We start from the raw sequence: 15,227 nt of genomic DNA on the forward strand, positions 1-15,227 counted from the left end.
AGAACAGTGTCGTTTGCCAGAAGGGCCCCCGCCGCGATGCCGATTGAACTGAAGATGCCCGCGCTTTCTCCGACGATGGAAGAGGGCACCCTTGCCAAGTGGCTGGTGAAGGAGGGGGATGAGGTCAAGTCCGGTGACATCCTCGCCGAGATCGAGACCGACAAGGCGACGATGGAATTCGAAGCCGTGGACGAAGGCACGATCGGCCAGATCATCGTCGCCGAAGGCACGGACGGGGTGAAGGTCGGCGCGCCGATCGCGATCCTGCTCGGCGAGGGCGAGGATGCTGCGGCTGCCGCGAAGCCCACGCCCGCCGTGAAGCCCGCACCCGCAGCGAAGAAGGAAGAGGCGCCGGCCGCCGCCGCGCCGGTAGCGCCTGCCGCTAAGGCCGAGTCGGCAGTGGCTCCCGCTGCCAAGGCGGCGGCCGCATCGTCGGATGGCCGCGTGAAGGCCAGCCCGCTGGCGCGCCGGATCGCCGACCAGCAGGGTATCGATCTCGCGGCGCTGTCCGGCTCCGGCCCGAACGGCCGGATCGTGAAGGCCGATCTGGAAGGCGCCCAGCCGGGTGCCGCCGCGCCGGCCGCGAAGGCCGAGACGCCTGCCGCATCGCCGGCTGCGGCGCCGGTCGCGGTGTCTGCACCGGCGCCGGCGCAGATCCCCGATATCCCGCACGACGCGGTCAAGCTCAGCAGCATGCGCAAGGTGATCGCGCGCCGGCTGACCGAATCGAAGCAGACCGTGCCGCATATCTACCTGACCGTGGATATCCAGCTCGATGCGCTGCTCAAGCTGCGTGGCGAGCTGAACAAGGGCCTCGAACCGCGCGGCGTGAAGCTGTCGGTCAACGACATGCTGATCAAGGCGCTGGCCGTGGCGCTGATCGAGGTGCCGAGCTGCAACGTGATGCTGGCGGGCGATCAGCTCGTCACCTTCAAGCGCGCCGACGTCTCGGTGGCGGTGTCGATCCCGTCCGGCCTGATCACGCCGATCATCGCCGGCGCCGACAGCAAAAGTCTGTCCGCGATCGCGAACGAGATGAAGGATCTCGCCGCGCGCGCCAAGGACGGCAAGCTCAAGCCGGAAGAGTATCAGGGCGGCACCGCCTCGCTCTCCAACATGGGCATGTTCGGGATCAAGCAGTTCGAGGCGGTGATCAATCCGCCGCAGGGCATGATCATGGCGATCGGTGCCGGCGAGCGCCGCCCCTATGTCGTCAACGACGAACTGACCGTGGCGACCGTGATGTCCGCCACCGGCAGCTTCGATCACCGTGCGATCGACGGCGCCGATGGCGCCAAGCTGATGAAGGCGTTCAAGCGTCTCGTCGAAAATCCGCTGGGCATGATCGCCTGATGAAGGCGGTCGACGCCCTGCCGCCGGAAGGCGCGCCCACCATCCGCGTGGTCGCGATGCCGGCGGATACCAATCCCTATGGCGATATCTTCGGCGGCTGGCTGATGAGCCAGATGGATTCGGCCGCAGGTTCGGTGGCCTCCCGCCACAGCCATGGGCGTGCGGTGACGATCGCGATGGACGGCATGACCTTCCATCGTCCGGTCTTCGTGGGCGACGAAGTCTCCGTGTTCGCCACGCTGGTGGCGACCGGCCGCACCTCGATGAAGATCGAGGTCGAGGCATGGCGTCGCGCCCGGCATGACGAGAACAGCTACAAGGTGACGGAGGCGGTGTTCACCTTCGTCGCGGTGGGCGAGGATCGCCAGCCGCGCCGGGTTCCGTCGCTGTCGGTGGATGGCGGTGCCGATAGCGGCGAGGCCGCCTGATCATGGCGCTCGCCACCGCAATCGGCCTCGGGATGATTGCGGCGGTGGGGTTCCCTTTCATCGCGGAACGGGCGGGTGTCGATTTCGACGGGCTGTTGACCGGTGAACTGGTCCGCATCCCGATCGGCGGGATCGAGCTCCACTGGAGCTGGCTGATCTTCTGCGTGGTGACTCTGGTCGCTTGGGGTTCCCTCAAGGCGGCCGAAAGCAAGTAGCAACGCGCCGCCGCATCCCGGCCGCGCGTCTCAGGAAGGACTGGAATGGCTGATACCTACGATCTCGTCGTGCTGGGGTCCGGTCCCGGCGGCTATGTCGCGGCGATCCGCGCCGCGCAGCTGGGCCTCAAGGTGGCCATCGTCGAGCGCGAGCTGCTCGGCGGCATCTGCCTCAACTGGGGCTGCATCCCCACCAAGGCGCTGCTGCGCTCCTCGGAAATCTATCACTACATGACCCATGCCGATGCCTATGGGCTGACGGTGGAGAAGACCGGCTTCGATCTCGCCAAGGTGGTCAAGCGCTCGCGCGGCGTCGCCGGGCAGCTCAACGCCGGCGTGAAGGGGTTGATGAAGAAGAACAAGATCACCGTCGTCGAGGGCGTCGGCACGATCACGGGCGCGGGGAAGGGGGGCGGCAAGCTGACCGTCGTCAAGGACGGCAAGACCACCGAGCTGGCCGCCAAGGACATCATCATCGCCACCGGCGCCCGCGCCCGCGACCTGCCCTTCGCCAAGACCGACGGCGAGCGGATCTGGACCTATCGCCACGCGATGACCCCCAAGGAGATGCCGACCAAGCTGCTGGTCATCGGATCGGGCGCGATCGGCGTCGAGTTCGCCAGCTTCTATTCGGACATGGGCGCCGAGGTGACGATCGTCGAGATGCTCGATCGCATCGTGCCGGTCGAGGACGCCGAGGTCTCCGAATTCATGACCAAGCAGCTGACCAAGCAGGGCATGAAGATCATCACCAAGGCCGGTGTCGAGAGCCTCCAGAACAACGGCAACGGCGTCACGGCGACGATCAAGCTGGCCGACGGCAAGACCGAGACCAACGAGTATAGCCACGCCATCGTCGCGGTCGGCATCGTGCCCAACACCGAGAATATCGGCCTGGAAGCGCTGGGCGTCAAAACCACGCGCGGCCATATCGAGACCGATGCCGCCTGCCGCACCAGCGTGCCCGGCATCTGGGCGATCGGCGACGTCACCGCACCGCCTTTCCTCGCGCACAAAGCGAGCCATGAGGGCATCATCGCCGCCGAGGCGATCGCGGGCGGTCATCCGCATGCCCTGGAAGTCCGCAACATCCCGGGCTGCACCTATGCCCGGCCGCAGATCGCGTCGGTCGGCCTGACCGAGGCGAAGGCGAAGGAGGCCGGTTACGAGGTGAAGGTCGGTAAATTCCCCTTCATCGGCAACGGCAAGGCGATCGCGCTCGGCGAAGCGGAAGGTTTCGTGAAGACCGTGTTCGACGCCAAGACCGGCGAACTGCTCGGCGCGCACATGATCGGTGCCGAAGTGACCGAGCTGATCGAGGGCTACACGGTCGCCAAGCAGCTGGAAACCACCGAGGTCGAGCTGATGGAAACCACCTTCCCGCATCCCACGCTCAGCGAGATGATGCATGAGAGCGTGCTGTCGGCTTATGGCCGCGCGGTGCATTTCTGATAAAGAAAGCTTGACGAACGCCCGTATAATCGCGTTTTTCGAAACGGCTGCGGCCGTGTTGCATTGCGGAACGTCCGCTGGTGATCGAATTAGGAGAATATCGAATGAAGAAGGGTATCACGCTCGCTGCGGTTGCGGCCCTCGCGCTTGGCGCGGCCGCTTGCCACAAGTCCGCTGACACGAACACGGCGAACGTTTCGGCCGAAGACAATATGCTGGTTCCCGCCGACGAGAATTCGATGGGCGACATGAACAGCATGGGTGCCACCGACAACATGGCGATGGACAACAGCGCGTCGACCAACGCGATGTAATCCGTTGGACGGCCGGCGATGGGATCGTCGCCGGCCGTCCACGCCTTTTGATAGCGCCAGCGGAGACCGAATGACCGACGAGTCTCCCCACGGCGAAAACAAATTCGTTCTGCTGGCGGCGCTCGCCGCCAATCTCGGCATCGCTGTCGCCAAGTTCGTCGCCGCCGGGATCACCGGATCCGCCGCGATGCTGACCGAGGGCTTCCACTCGGTCGTCGACAGCCTCAACCAGATTCTCCTTCTCTACGGCCAGAAGCGCGCCGCGCGGCCCGCCGATGCCGAGCATCCCGCCGGCTATGGCCGCGAGCTCTATTTCTGGAGCTTCGTGGTCGCGATCCTGATCTTCGCGACCGGCGCCGGTCTCTCCGTCTACGAAGGCATCGCCCATCTGCGCGCGCCCGAGCCGCCGCAGGATGCCACCGTCGCCTATATCGTCCTGATCCTGTCGCTGCTGCTGGAAGGCGGCAGCTGGTGGGCGGCGATGCGCGCCTTCGCCAAGGGCAAGGGCGATCAGGGCTGGTGGCAGGCGATCCGGCGCTCGAAGGATCCGCCGGCCTTCATCGTGCTGTTCGAGGATTCGGCGGCGATGGCGGGCCTGGTGATCGCCGGTGTCGGGATCTGGCTGAGTGATGTCACCGACGATGGCCGATGGGATGGCGCCGCTTCGATCGCGATCGGAATCGTGCTGGGCGTCGTCGCCATCCTGCTCGCCCGCGAATCCAAGGGGCTGCTGATCGGCGAGCGCGCGTCGCCCGAACTGATCGAGGCGATTCGATCGGGGATCGCCGCGCGGCCGGAGGTGAGTGGCGTCGGGCAGGTGGTGACGCTGCACCTCGGCCCACGCTCGGTGTTCGTCGGTGCGGACGTCGATTTCGTCGATGCGGTGCCGGCCGGCGCGGTGGAGGTGATGATCGCGGAAGTGGAGGCGGCGCTCCGTAGGGACTGGCCGGAGATCGGATCGCTGTATATCAAACCCAAATCTATGGTTAACGCCGCAATCTGATCGGACCTGCTCTTGCGCCGCGCCCTGTTCGCCGTCCTCCTCGCTTTCCCCATCATCGCCGCCTCGCCGGCGCCCAAGGTTGCTCCGGCGACGGCGACGATCGCCGCACCCGCATCGAAGGAGCGGGGGCTCCCGCTTCGGCCGAGGTCCGATGCCACGCTCGCGGCGCCTGTCGCCCCGCACAGCTATGGTCCGCGGCTCGAGGGCTTCGACTACCCGTTCCCGGTGCATGAATATCGGACGATGGCGCAGGGCCAGTCGGTCGAGATGGCCTATATGGAATTGGCGCCGGCCAAGCCCAACGGACGCACCGTCGTGCTGCTCCACGGCAAGAATTTCTGCGGCGCGACCTGGGGCGATACGGCGCGGGTGCTGGCGGCGGCGGGTTATCGGGTGATCGTGCCGGACCAGATCGGCTTCTGCAAATCCTCCAAGCCCGCCGGTTTCCAATATAGCCTCTATGGCATGGCGACGATGACCGCCGATCTGCTGCGCTCGCGCGGGGTGACCAGGGCGACGCTGGTCGGCCACTCGATGGGCGGGCTGATCGCGATGCGGCTGTCGATGGCGCAGCCGCAGCTGATCGATCAGATGGTGCTGGTCGATCCGCTCGGCCTGGCCGACCAGATGGCGCAGGGCGTGCCCTATATCGATATCGACAAGGCGGCCGATCTGGAGCGCAAGCGGACGCTCGCCTCGATGAAAGCGCATCAGCAGACCTATTATTATCACGGGGTCTGGCGCCGCGATTATGATCGCTGGGTCGATATGCAGGCGGGTCTTTATGAGGGCCCGGGCCGGGACGCGGTGATCGACGCGCAGGCGCGCACCACCGAGATGATCGAGACCCAGCCGCTGGCCTATGAATTCAACCGGATCACCGTGCCGACGATCCTGATGATCGGCACGCTCGACCATAATGTCTTCGGCAAGAGCTGGGCGCCGCCGGAGATCGCCGGCCAGCTGCCGGAAGCGTCGACGCTGGGGGACAAGGCGGCGTCGCGGATGCGGCAGGCGCGGTTCGTGCCGCTGCCGGGGCTGGGCCATGTGCCGCAGGTCGAGGATCCGGCGCGCTTCCAGGTGGCGCTGATTCAGGCGCTGTCGGGGGCGCTGGACTAGCATCCGCCGCTGCCCGCTCCCCCGGTTGACCGGTTCTGAGTCGGGCGCTATAGGCCGCGCTCGCTCGCACGGACTCGTTCCGTCGGGTGTGCTTGAACATTGCCGATGCTGGCTGAGGCTCGGGTGGGTCGGAAATGACCGCCGGAGCCTTCGTGCATTTACGCACGATTGCATTTTGCAGCGTCCGGGTATGGCAAAGTAACCATGTGAAAGGTGAAGGCTTCAATGCCGACGATCAACCAGCTGGTCCGCAAGGGCCGCGATCCGCAGAAGGCCAAGTCCAAGGTCCCTGCGATGGAGCAGAATCCGCAGAAGCGCGGCGTTTGCACCCGCGTCTACACGACGACCCCGAAGAAGCCGAACTCGGCTCTGCGCAAGGTGGCCAAGGTTCGCCTGACCAACCAGCGCGAAGTCATCAGCTACATCCCGGGCGAAGGCCACAACCTTCAGGAGCACTCGGTCGTGCTGATCCGTGGCGGTCGTGTGCGCGATCTTCCCGGCGTTCGTTATCACGTCCTGCGCGGCGTGCTCGATACGCAGGGTGTCAAGGACCGCAAGCAGTCCCGCTCCAAGTACGGCGCCAAGCGTCCGAAGTAAGCCGGTCACCCATTCGCGTGTGACCAATCAGGCTGAAGTTGAAGGAAATAAGATATGTCCCGTCGTCGTCGCCCCGAGAAGCGCGAGATCCTGCCGGATCCGAAGTTCGGTGATATCGTGCTCTCGAAGTTCATGAATTCCGTGATGCTGGATGGCAAGAAGGCCGTCGCAGAAGGCATCATCTACTCCGCTCTCGACGTGATCGAGGCGCGCGCCAAGCGTGATCCGATCGGCGTGTTCCACGACGCGCTGACCAACGTGAAGCCGGGCATCGAGGTCCGTTCGCGCCGCGTCGGCGGTGCGACCTACCAGGTTCCCGTCGAAGTGCGCCCCGAGCGTGCCCAGGCGCTGGCGATCCGCTGGCTGATCACGGCCGCCCGCGGCCGCAGCGAGCACACCATGGACGCACGGCTTTCGGCCGAGCTGATGGACGCCGCCAACAACCGCGGCAATGCGGTGAAGAAGCGCGAAGACACGCACCGCATGGCGGAAGCGAACCGCGCCTTCAGCCACTACCGCTGGTAACGGCGGGATTGGCCGGCTTTCGCTGGTAAATCCGGAAGGACTCGAAAGAGTCACACTTCCTTCCCATATCGTCGGGGCAGGGCTTTTGGCCCTCCCCGACATCGGAGTTTAAGATCATGGCCCGCAGCCATCCGCTCGACCGCTATCGCAACATCGGCATCATGGCGCACATCGACGCCGGCAAGACGACGACGACCGAGCGCATCCTCTATTACACCGGCAAGTCCTACAAGATCGGCGAGGTCCATGAGGGCACCGCCACGATGGACTGGATGGAGCAGGAGCAGGAGCGCGGGATCACGATCACGTCCGCCGCCACGACGTGCAAGTGGCGCGCCGAGGAAGGCAAGGGCGAAGAGCATCTGATCAACATCATCGACACCCCCGGCCACGTCGACTTCACGATCGAAGTCGAGCGTTCGCTGCGCGTGCTCGATGGCGCGGTCGCCTGCTTTGACGGCGTCGCCGGCGTGGAGCCGCAGTCCGAGACGGTGTGGCGTCAAGCCGACAAGTATGGCGTGCCGCGCATGTGCTTCGTCAACAAGCTCGATCGTACCGGCGCCGATTTCTATTATTGCGTCGACTCGATCATCGAGCGCCTCGGCGCGAAGCCGGCGGTGCTGTATCTCCCGATCGGCATGGAAGGCGGCTTCAAGGGCCTGGTCGATCTGGTCGAGAACCGCGCGATCATCTGGCTCGAGGAGAGCCTGGGCGCGAAGTTCGAATATCAGCCGATCCCCGACGATCTGGCCGAGAAGGCCGCCAAGTATCGCAGCGACCTGATCGAGCTGGCCGTCGAGCAGGACGACGAGGCGATGGAAGCCTATCTCGAGGGCAATGAGCCCGACGTCGCGACGCTCAAGAAGCTGCTCCGCAAGGGCACGCTCTCCATGGCGTTCGTGCCGATCGTCTGCGGTTCGGCGTTCAAGAACAAGGGCGTCCAGCCGCTGCTCGACGCCGTGGTCGACTATCTGCCTTCGCCGCTCGACGTGCCGGCCATCAAGGGCGTGCTGCTCGACGGCGAGACCGAGGATTCGCGTCCGTCCGACGACGCGGCACCCTTCTCGGCGCTGGCGTTCAAGATCATGAACGATCCGTTCGTCGGTACGCTGACCTTCGCCCGCATCTATTCGGGCAAGCTCGAGGCGGCATCGCAGGTGCTCAACTCGGTCAAGGACAAGAAGGAAAAGGTTGGCCGCATGCTGCTCATGCACGCCAACAGCCGTGAGGACATCCAGGAGGCCTATGCCGGCGACATCGTCGCGCTCGCGGGCCTCAAGGACACCACCACGGGTGATACGCTGTGCGCGCAGAGCTCGCCGATCATCCTCGAGCGGATGGAGTTCCCCGAGCCCGTGATCGAGCTTTCGGTGGAGCCCAAGACCAAGGCCGATCAGGAGAAGATGGGCGTCGCGCTCAACCGCCTCGCCCGCGAAGATCCGTCGTTCCGCGTCACCACCGACCATGAGTCGGGCCAGACGATCATCAAGGGGATGGGCGAGCTTCACCTCGAGATCATCGTCGATCGCATGCGTCGCGAGTTCAAGGTCGAGGCCAATGTCGGCGCGCCGCAGGTGGCCTATCGCGAGTATCTCGCGAAGAAGGTCGACATCGACTACACCCACAAGAAGCAGTCGGGCGGCTCGGGCCAGTTCGGCCGCATCAAGTTCACGGTGGAGCCGGGCGAGCGCGGCCAGGGCGTCATCTTCAAGGATGAGGTCAAGGGCGGCAACATTCCGAAGGAGTATATCCCCTCCGTCGAGAAGGGCATCCGCGAGATCGCCGCGACCGGATCGCTGATCGGCTTCCCGATCATCGATTTCACCGCGACGCTGTACGACGGTGCCTACCATGACGTCGACTCGTCGGCGCTGGCGTTCGAGATCACCGGCCGCGCCGGTATGCGTGAAGCCGCCCAGAAGGCCGGTATCAAGCTGCTCGAGCCGATCATGAAGGTCGAGGTCGTCACGCCCGAGGATTATCTCGGTGACGTCATCGGCGACATGAACAGCCGCCGTGGCCAGATCCAGGGCACCGACAGCCGGGGCAACGCCCAGGTCGTCGAGGCGATGGTGCCGCTGGCGAACATGTTCGGCTACGTGAACACCCTCCGGTCGTTCACCCAGGGCCGGGCGCAGTACTCGATGCAGTTCTCGCATTATGACGAAGTTCCGCAGAACGTGGCGGATGAGGTCAAGGCGAAGCTGGCGTAACGCAAAAACATTCGTTATGGGCCGCCGCTTCCGGGCGGCGAGTCCCTTGGACAGATTCGAGAGAAGGTAGGATATAATGGCGAAAGCTAAGTTCGAGCGGAACAAGCCGCACTGCAACATCGGCACCATCGGTCACGTCGATCATGGCAAGACCTCGCTGACGGCTGCGATCACCAAGGTGCTGGCCGAGACCGGCGGCGCCACGTTCACCAGCTATGCCAACATCGACAAGGCTCCCGAGGAGCGCGAGCGCGGCATCACCATCTCGACCGCACACGTCGAGTATGAGACCGAAGCCCGCCACTACGCGCACGTCGATTGCCCGGGCCACGCCGATTATGTGAAGAACATGATCACCGGTGCCGCCCAGATGGACGGCGCGATCCTCGTCGTGTCCGCGACCGACGGCCCGATGCCGCAGACCCGCGAGCACATCCTGCTCGCCCGCCAGGTCGGCGTGCCGCAGCTCGTCGTGTTCATGAACAAGGTCGATCTGGTCGACGATCCCGAGATCCTCGAGCTCGTCGAGCTGGAAATCCGCGAGCTGCTCTCGAAGTATGACTTCGACGGCGACAACATCCCCGTCATCCCGGGTTCGGCCGTTGCCGCCCTCGAGGACAAGACCCCCGAGATCGGCCATGACGCCGTGCTCAAGCTGATGCAGGCCGTGGACGAGTTCATCCCGCAGCCGGAGCGTCCGCTCGACAAGGCCTTCCTGATGCCGATCGAAGACGTGTTCTCGATCTCGGGTCGTGGTACGGTCGTGACCGGCCGCGTCGAGACCGGCATCGTCAAGGTGGGCGAGGAAGTCGAGATCGTCGGCATCAACGACACCCGCAAGACCGTCGTGACCGGCGTCGAAATGTTCCGCAAGCTGCTCGATCAGGGCCAGGCCGGCGACAACATCGGCGCGCTGATCCGCGGCGTCGGCCGTGAAGAGGTCGAGCGTGGCCAGGTTCTCTGCAAGCCGGGCTCGATCAAGCCGCACACCGAGTTCAAGGCCGAAGTGTACGTGCTGTCGAAGGACGAGGGTGGCCGTCACACGCCGTTCTTCGCCAACTATCGTCCGCAGTTCTACTTCCGCACCACGGACGTGACCGGCACCGTCGAGCTGCCCGAGGGCACCGAGATGGTCATGCCCGGCGACAACGTCTCGATCGGCGTCAAGCTGATCGCGCCGATCGCGATGGATCAGGGCCTGCGCTTCGCGATCCGCGAAGGCGGCCGTACCGTCGGCGCCGGCGTCGTCGGCACGATCTCGAAGTAATCGCACTACCGGCCGCCCGGCCCCCGCAAGGGGCCGGGCGGCTTATTCTTGCCCCGCGTAACGCCCGCCGGAACCGTCCGGCGTGTAGGGGTTGGCTCTTTCACATCGGCAGGACATCATGGACACGCAGAACATCCGCATTCGCCTGAAGGGCTTCGATCACCGAGTGCTCGACCAGGCCACCGGCGAGATCGCCGACACCGCCCGTCGCACCGGCGCGCTCATTCGCGGTCCGATTCCGCTGCCGACCCACATTGACAAGTTCACCGTCAACCGTGGTCCCCACATCGACAAGAAGTCGCGCGAGCAGTTCGAGGTGCGCACCTACAAGCGCCTTCTCGACATCGTGCAGCCCACCCCGCAGACGGTCGACGCGCTGATGAAGCTCGATCTCGCGGCAGGTGTTGCGGTCGAGATCAAACTGGCCTAATGGGCCTGCACCGCGCGGGACGAATCGTCCGGCGCGGTGATTCGTTTCCCGGCGAGATCCGGTCGAGACGAGGAAAAGCTAAGGGATACCGAACGGCGTATCTCCCCGGACTTGTCCGGGATGCCGTTGTCCTGGTCCCCGCCTTTCATGCGCGATCGCAAGATCGAATATGAAAACCGAGCCCGGGGCGGGGGCATTGCTGGTTGGGCTGGGGGTCTTCCGGAGACGGGAGGCCTTTTTCGTTGGCACGCTCCCCGGCGGCAATCGGGGAGCCTCTGTTTGAGGAGTTGGTCATGCGCACTGGCGTGATCGCGAAGAAGATGGGGATGACCCGGCTGTTTCAGGAGGATGGGCGCCATGTGCCCGTCACCGTGCTGCAGCTTGATGGTCTCCAGGTTATTTCCCGTCGTGAGACGGGTCGTGACGGCTATACGGCCGTCCAGCTTGGTGCAGGCAGCGCCAAGGCGAAGAATCTGACGAAGCCCGAGCGTGGCCACTTCGGCAAGGCCGAGGTCGAGCCCAAGGCGGTCGTCGCCGAGTTCCGCGTGACCGAGGAAAACCTCCTCGACGTCGGCGTGGAAATCTCGGCCGATCACTTTATCGCCGGGCAGCTGGTCGATATCCAGGGTCGTACCCAGGGTAAGGGCTTTGCCGGTGCCATGAAGCGCTGGAACTTCGGCGGCCTGCGCGCCACCCACGGCGTGTCCGTCTCGCACCGTTCGCACGGTTCGACCGGTCAGCGCCAGGATCCGGGCAAGGTCTTCAAGAACAAGAAGATGGCCGGCCACATGGGCGACCGCAACCGCACCCAGCAGAACCTCGAGATCGTCCGCACGGACGCCGAGCGTGGCCTGCTGTTCGTGAAGGGCTCGGTGCCCGGCTCGAAGGGTGGTTGGTTGTTCGTCAAGGACGCCGTGAAGGTCGATCTGCCGGAGGGCGTGCCCTTCCCGGCGGCGCTGCTGGATCGCAAGGCGCCGGTCGTCGAGCATGCTGCGGCTGGTCTGGTCGATGAGGCTGCCGTCCACGAAATCCCGGCGCTGCCGAGCGATGCGGAGGTCGCCGCCGGCGTCGCCGCCGCCGACGAGCATGGCGCTGGTGTTGCCGATCCCGATGCAGTGGCACCCGATGCCGCTGATCAGATCGGCACGGACAAGGAAGGCTGAGCACCATGAAGATCAAGGTTCTCAATCTCGACGCCAGCTCTGCCGGCGACATCGAGCTCAACGATGCAGTGTTCGGCCTCGAGCCGCGCGCCGACATCCTTCATCGTGTGGTGACCTGGCAGCTCGAGAAGCGCCGTGGCACCGCACGCCCGACCCGCGAGCGTTCCGACGTGGCGCGTACCGGCAAGCGTCTGGGCAACCAGAAGGGCGGCGGTACGGCTCGTCACGGTGACCGCGCCGCACCGATCTTCATCGGTGGTGGTAAGGCTCACGGTGCCCGCCTGCGTGACTTCAACCCGTCGCTGAACAAGAAGATTCGCGCGATGGGCCTGAAGATGGCGCTGTCGGCCAAGGCCAAGGACGGCTCGCTCGTCGTGGTCGATGCGCTCGACGTCGCCGAGGGCAAGACCCAGACGCTGGTCGGTCAGCTGGCCGCACTGGGCTTCGGCAAGAAGGCGCTGGTGATCGACGGCGAGGCGCTGAACGTCTCGTTCGCGCACGCTTCGTCGAACATCCGCGGCATCAACCTGATGCCGGCGGTGGGCGCCAACGTCTACGACATCCTGAACCATGACACGCTCGTGCTGACGCGCGCCGCTGTCGAGAAGCTGGAGGCGCGGTTCCATGGCTAAGGCCAAGCAGGAGCAGGGCGCGATCGACATCCGTCACTATGACGTGATCGTCGGCCCGCACATCACCGAGAAGTCCACCCTGGTCTCCGAGCACAACGCGGTTGTGTTCAAGGTTGCGGGCGACGCCACGAAGCCGGCCATCAAGGCCGCCGTCGAGGCGCTGTTCAACGTGACCGTGACCGCCGTCAACACGATGGTCGTCAAGGGCAAGACGAAGCGCTGGAAGGGGGCTCCCTACAAGCGCACCGACATGAAGAAGGCGATCGTGACGCTGGCCGAAGGCCAGTCCATCGACGTCACGACGGGGATCTGAGAGCCATGGCACTCAAGCATTACAACCCCACATCGCCGGCGCGTCGCGGACTCATCCTCGTCGATCGCTCGTCGCTGTGGAAGGGCAAGCCGGTCAAGTCGCTGGTCGAGGGTCTCCGCAAGTCGGGCGGCCGCAACAACCAGGGTCATGCGACCGCACGCGGCATCGCGGGCGGCCACAAGCAGAAGTATCGCTTCGTCGACTTCAAGCGTCGTCGCTGGGATGCGCCGGCGACCGTCGAGCGTCTGGAATACGATCCCAACCGTTCGGCCTTCATCGCACTGGTGAAGTACGAGGACGGTGAGCTGGCCTACATCCTGGCACCGCAGCGCCTGGCTCCCGGCGACTCCGTCGTCGCGGGCAAGAAGACCGACGTGAAGCCGGGCAATGCCATGGAAATCGGCCAGACCCCGGTCGGCACGATCGTCCACAATGTCGAGCTGAAGCCCGGCAAGGGCGGCCAGATCGCCCGCGCCGCCGGCACCTATGTGCAGGTCGTGGGTCGCGATCGCGGCATGGTGATCGTTCGCCTGAACTCGGGCGAGCAGCGCTTCATCCGTTCGGAGTGCATGTGCACCGTCGGTGCCGTGTCCAACCCGGACAACGGCAACACCAACCTCGCCAAGGCCGGTCGCAACCGCTGGCTCGGCCATCGTCCGCTCACCCGCGGCGTCGCCAAGAACCCGGTCGACCATCCGCACGGCGGTGGTGAAGGCCGGACCTCGGGCGGCCGTCACCCGGTCACGCCTTGGGGCAAGCCGACGAAGGGTGCCAAGACCCGGCACAACAAGTCGACCGACAAGATGATCATCCGTTCGCGTCACGCGAAGAAGAAGAGGTAATCGAGATGGCTCGTTCCGTCTGGAAGGGTCCGTTCGTGGACCTCAGCCTGCTCCGCAAGGCGCAGACCGCGCAGGAGACTTCTGCGCGCGCACCGATCAAGACCTGGTCGCGCCGCTCGACGATCCTCCCGGATTTCGTCGGCCTGACCTTCAGCCTCTACAATGGCCGCAAGTTCGTGCCGATCACCGTCAACGAAGACATGGTCGGTCACAAGCTGGGTGAATTCGCGCCGACGCGCTATTTCCCCGGCCATGCCGCCGACAAGAAGGGCAAGCGCTGATGTCGAAGCCAGCATCCCCCCGCAAGGTCGGTGAGAAGGAGGCCCTTGCGGTCGCCACCTCCGTCCGCGGCTCGCCGCAGAAGCTCAACCTGGTTGCGGCGCTGATCCGCAACCGGTCGGCCGGCGACGCGCTCAACATCCTCTCCTTCTCCACGAAGGCGATGGCTGTCGACGTTCGCAAGTGCCTCGCTTCCGCCATCGCCAACGCCGAGAACAACCATAATCTCGACGTCGACGCGCTGGTCGTGAAGGAAGCTTCGGTCGGCAAGGGCCTCGTGATGAAGCGCTTCGCCACCCGCGCCCGCGGCCGTTCGGCCCGGATCGTCAAGCCGTTCTCGCGGCTGCGGATCGTCGTCCGTGAGCAGGAGGCCGAATAATGGGTCATAAGTCCAATCCGATCGGCATGCGCCTGCAGATCAACCGCACGTGGGACAGCCGTTGGTACGCCGACGGTGCCGACTACGGCCAGATGCTGCTCGAGGATCTCCGCATCCGCCAGTACATCTTCAAGACGCTGCCGCAGGCCGCGATCTCGAAGGTCGTGATCGAGCGCCCCGCCAAGCTCGCCCGCATCTCCGTCTATGCTGCACGCCCCGGCGTCATCATCGGCAAGAAGGGCGCGGACATCGAGAAGCTCCGCCGCGCACTCGGCAAGATGACCAGCGCCGACGTGTCGCTGAACATCGTCGAGATCCGCAAGCCGGAAATCGATTCGAAGCTCGTGGCGCAGTCGGTTGCCGACCAGCTCGAGCGTCGCGTGGCGTTCCGTCGTGCGATGAAGCGCGCGGTGCAGTCCGCTCTGCGTCTCGGCGCCGAGGGCATCCGCATCACCTGCGCCGGCCGTCTGGGCGGCGCGGAGATCGCGCGCACCGAATGGTATCGTGAGGGTCGGGTGCCGCTGCACACGCTCCGCGCGAATATCGATTACGCCGAAGCCGAGGCGCACACCGCCTACGGCGTGTGCGGTATCAAGGTCTGGATCTTCAAGGGTGAGATCCTCGGCCATGACCCGCTCGCGCAGGATCGGCTGATGATGGAAGCTCAGACGTCCGGAGTTCGTCCGGCGCGCTGATCGGGGAA

19 protein-coding genes are annotated in these 15,227 nt (G+C 65.2%); all 19 read left to right on the forward strand.

Annotated features, from left to right (window positions below):
* The first annotated feature begins 36 nt into the window (after positions 1-36).
* The 19 genes from PBT88_RS04075 (at position 37) to rpsC (ending at position 15,219) form a co-directional block, all read left to right on the forward strand.
* On the forward strand, positions 37-1,353 hold the full coding sequence (locus tag PBT88_RS04075) for a pyruvate dehydrogenase complex dihydrolipoamide acetyltransferase (RefSeq protein WP_270077957.1): 1,317 nt from the start codon (positions 37-39) through the stop codon (positions 1,351-1,353).
* Positions 1,353-1,781, forward strand: a complete 429-nt coding sequence (locus tag PBT88_RS04080; RefSeq protein ID WP_270077958.1) for an acyl-CoA thioesterase — start codon at positions 1,353-1,355, stop codon at positions 1,779-1,781. The genes PBT88_RS04075 and PBT88_RS04080 overlap by 1 nt, the downstream gene beginning before the upstream one ends.
* Before the next feature lie 2 nt (positions 1,782-1,783).
* On the forward strand, positions 1,784-1,996 hold the full coding sequence (locus PBT88_RS04085; RefSeq protein WP_270077959.1) for a hypothetical protein: 213 nt from the start codon (positions 1,784-1,786) through the stop codon (positions 1,994-1,996).
* Positions 1,997-2,041: 45 nt separating this feature from the next.
* Positions 2,042-3,448 carry a dihydrolipoyl dehydrogenase gene (gene lpdA / locus PBT88_RS04090; protein WP_270077960.1) on the forward strand — a complete coding sequence of 469 codons (1,407 nt, stop codon included), beginning with the start codon at positions 2,042-2,044 and terminating at the stop codon, positions 3,446-3,448.
* A gap of 104 nt (positions 3,449-3,552) precedes the next feature.
* Entirely contained in the window at positions 3,553-3,762 is a 210-nt protein-coding gene (locus tag PBT88_RS04095) for a hypothetical protein (RefSeq protein WP_270077961.1), read from the forward strand.
* A gap of 70 nt (positions 3,763-3,832) precedes the next feature.
* A complete protein-coding gene (locus tag PBT88_RS04100) occupies positions 3,833-4,765 on the forward strand; it encodes a cation diffusion facilitator family transporter (RefSeq protein WP_270077962.1) in 933 nt (310 codons plus the stop codon).
* Between the two features lie 12 nt (positions 4,766-4,777).
* Entirely contained in the window at positions 4,778-5,884 is a 1,107-nt protein-coding gene (locus PBT88_RS04105; RefSeq protein ID WP_270077963.1) for an alpha/beta fold hydrolase, read from the forward strand.
* 225 nt (positions 5,885-6,109) lie between these two features.
* Positions 6,110-6,481 carry a 30S ribosomal protein S12 gene (gene rpsL / locus PBT88_RS04110; protein ID WP_022691828.1) on the forward strand — a complete coding sequence of 124 codons (372 nt, stop codon included), beginning with the start codon at positions 6,110-6,112 and terminating at the stop codon, positions 6,479-6,481.
* A 54-nt stretch (positions 6,482-6,535) separates the two neighbouring features.
* A complete protein-coding gene (gene rpsG, locus PBT88_RS04115) occupies positions 6,536-7,006 on the forward strand; it encodes a 30S ribosomal protein S7 (protein ID WP_270077964.1) in 471 nt (156 codons plus the stop codon).
* 116 nt (positions 7,007-7,122) lie between these two features.
* Entirely contained in the window at positions 7,123-9,219 is a 2,097-nt protein-coding gene (gene fusA / locus PBT88_RS04120; RefSeq protein ID WP_270077965.1) for an elongation factor G, read from the forward strand.
* A gap of 76 nt (positions 9,220-9,295) precedes the next feature.
* Positions 9,296-10,486: an elongation factor Tu gene (tuf, locus tag PBT88_RS04125; protein ID WP_270077966.1), complete on the forward strand. Its 1,191-nt coding sequence runs from the start codon at positions 9,296-9,298 to the stop codon at positions 10,484-10,486.
* Between the two features lie 118 nt (positions 10,487-10,604).
* On the forward strand, positions 10,605-10,916 hold the full coding sequence (gene rpsJ / locus PBT88_RS04130; protein ID WP_252165656.1) for a 30S ribosomal protein S10: 312 nt from the start codon (positions 10,605-10,607) through the stop codon (positions 10,914-10,916).
* A 293-nt stretch (positions 10,917-11,209) separates the two neighbouring features.
* On the forward strand, positions 11,210-12,079 hold the full coding sequence (gene rplC / locus PBT88_RS04135; protein WP_270079169.1) for a 50S ribosomal protein L3: 870 nt from the start codon (positions 11,210-11,212) through the stop codon (positions 12,077-12,079).
* Positions 12,080-12,084: 5 nt separating this feature from the next.
* A complete protein-coding gene (rplD, locus tag PBT88_RS04140; RefSeq protein ID WP_270077967.1) occupies positions 12,085-12,711 on the forward strand; it encodes a 50S ribosomal protein L4 in 627 nt (208 codons plus the stop codon).
* Positions 12,704-13,024, forward strand: coding sequence for a 50S ribosomal protein L23 (locus tag PBT88_RS04145; RefSeq protein ID WP_270077968.1), 321 nt, complete (start codon positions 12,704-12,706; stop codon positions 13,022-13,024). The genes rplD and PBT88_RS04145 overlap by 8 nt, the downstream gene beginning before the upstream one ends.
* Before the next feature lie 5 nt (positions 13,025-13,029).
* Positions 13,030-13,866 (forward strand): 50S ribosomal protein L2, encoded by an 837-nt coding sequence (gene rplB, locus PBT88_RS04150; RefSeq protein WP_270077969.1) that lies wholly within the window; start codon positions 13,030-13,032, stop codon positions 13,864-13,866.
* A 5-nt stretch (positions 13,867-13,871) separates the two neighbouring features.
* The gene (gene rpsS / locus PBT88_RS04155; RefSeq protein ID WP_022688619.1) at positions 13,872-14,147 is read left to right on the forward strand and encodes a 30S ribosomal protein S19; all 276 of its coding nucleotides are present in this window, start codon (positions 13,872-13,874) and stop codon (positions 14,145-14,147) included.
* Positions 14,147-14,524 carry a 50S ribosomal protein L22 gene (gene rplV, locus PBT88_RS04160; protein WP_270077970.1) on the forward strand — a complete coding sequence of 126 codons (378 nt, stop codon included), beginning with the start codon at positions 14,147-14,149 and terminating at the stop codon, positions 14,522-14,524. The genes rpsS and rplV overlap by 1 nt, the downstream gene beginning before the upstream one ends.
* The gene (rpsC, locus tag PBT88_RS04165; protein ID WP_270077971.1) at positions 14,524-15,219 is read left to right on the forward strand and encodes a 30S ribosomal protein S3; all 696 of its coding nucleotides are present in this window, start codon (positions 14,524-14,526) and stop codon (positions 15,217-15,219) included. Before rplV ends, rpsC begins: the two co-directional genes overlap by 1 nt.
* Positions 15,220-15,227 lie beyond the last annotated feature (8 nt).

The sequence above is a fragment of the Sphingomonas abietis genome (genome assembly GCF_027625475.1).
GTDB classification, from domain to species: domain Bacteria; phylum Pseudomonadota; class Alphaproteobacteria; order Sphingomonadales; family Sphingomonadaceae; genus Solisphingomonas; species Solisphingomonas abietis.

Excerpts from the sequence above, each read along its gene's own strand:
- rpsJ (WP_252165656.1), top strand. The coding sequence starts at position 10,605 with ATGGACACGCAGAACATCCGCATTCGCCTGAAGGGCTTCGATCACCGA.
- PBT88_RS04100 (WP_270077962.1), top strand. The coding sequence starts at position 3,833 with ATGACCGACGAGTCTCCCCACGGCGAAAACAAATTCGTTCTGCTGGCG.
- rpsC (WP_270077971.1), top strand. The coding sequence starts at position 14,524 with ATGGGTCATAAGTCCAATCCGATCGGCATGCGCCTGCAGATCAACCGC.
- rpsG (WP_270077964.1), top strand. The coding sequence starts at position 6,536 with ATGTCCCGTCGTCGTCGCCCCGAGAAGCGCGAGATCCTGCCGGATCCG.
- rplB (WP_270077969.1), top strand. The coding sequence starts at position 13,030 with ATGGCACTCAAGCATTACAACCCCACATCGCCGGCGCGTCGCGGACTC.
- rplV (WP_270077970.1), top strand. The coding sequence starts at position 14,147 with ATGTCGAAGCCAGCATCCCCCCGCAAGGTCGGTGAGAAGGAGGCCCTT.
- rplC (WP_270079169.1), top strand. The coding sequence starts at position 11,210 with ATGCGCACTGGCGTGATCGCGAAGAAGATGGGGATGACCCGGCTGTTT.
- PBT88_RS04095 (WP_270077961.1), top strand. The coding sequence starts at position 3,553 with ATGAAGAAGGGTATCACGCTCGCTGCGGTTGCGGCCCTCGCGCTTGGC.
- rplD (WP_270077967.1), top strand. The coding sequence starts at position 12,085 with ATGAAGATCAAGGTTCTCAATCTCGACGCCAGCTCTGCCGGCGACATC.
- rpsL (WP_022691828.1), top strand. The coding sequence starts at position 6,110 with ATGCCGACGATCAACCAGCTGGTCCGCAAGGGCCGCGATCCGCAGAAG.
- PBT88_RS04085 (WP_270077959.1), top strand. The coding sequence starts at position 1,784 with ATGGCGCTCGCCACCGCAATCGGCCTCGGGATGATTGCGGCGGTGGGG.
- rpsS (WP_022688619.1), top strand. The coding sequence starts at position 13,872 with ATGGCTCGTTCCGTCTGGAAGGGTCCGTTCGTGGACCTCAGCCTGCTC.
- PBT88_RS04075 (WP_270077957.1), top strand. The coding sequence starts at position 37 with ATGCCGATTGAACTGAAGATGCCCGCGCTTTCTCCGACGATGGAAGAG.
- tuf (WP_270077966.1), top strand. The coding sequence starts at position 9,296 with ATGGCGAAAGCTAAGTTCGAGCGGAACAAGCCGCACTGCAACATCGGC.
- fusA (WP_270077965.1), top strand. The coding sequence starts at position 7,123 with ATGGCCCGCAGCCATCCGCTCGACCGCTATCGCAACATCGGCATCATG.
- lpdA (WP_270077960.1), top strand. The coding sequence starts at position 2,042 with ATGGCTGATACCTACGATCTCGTCGTGCTGGGGTCCGGTCCCGGCGGC.
- PBT88_RS04145 (WP_270077968.1), top strand. The coding sequence starts at position 12,704 with ATGGCTAAGGCCAAGCAGGAGCAGGGCGCGATCGACATCCGTCACTAT.
- PBT88_RS04080 (WP_270077958.1), top strand. The coding sequence starts at position 1,353 with ATGAAGGCGGTCGACGCCCTGCCGCCGGAAGGCGCGCCCACCATCCGC.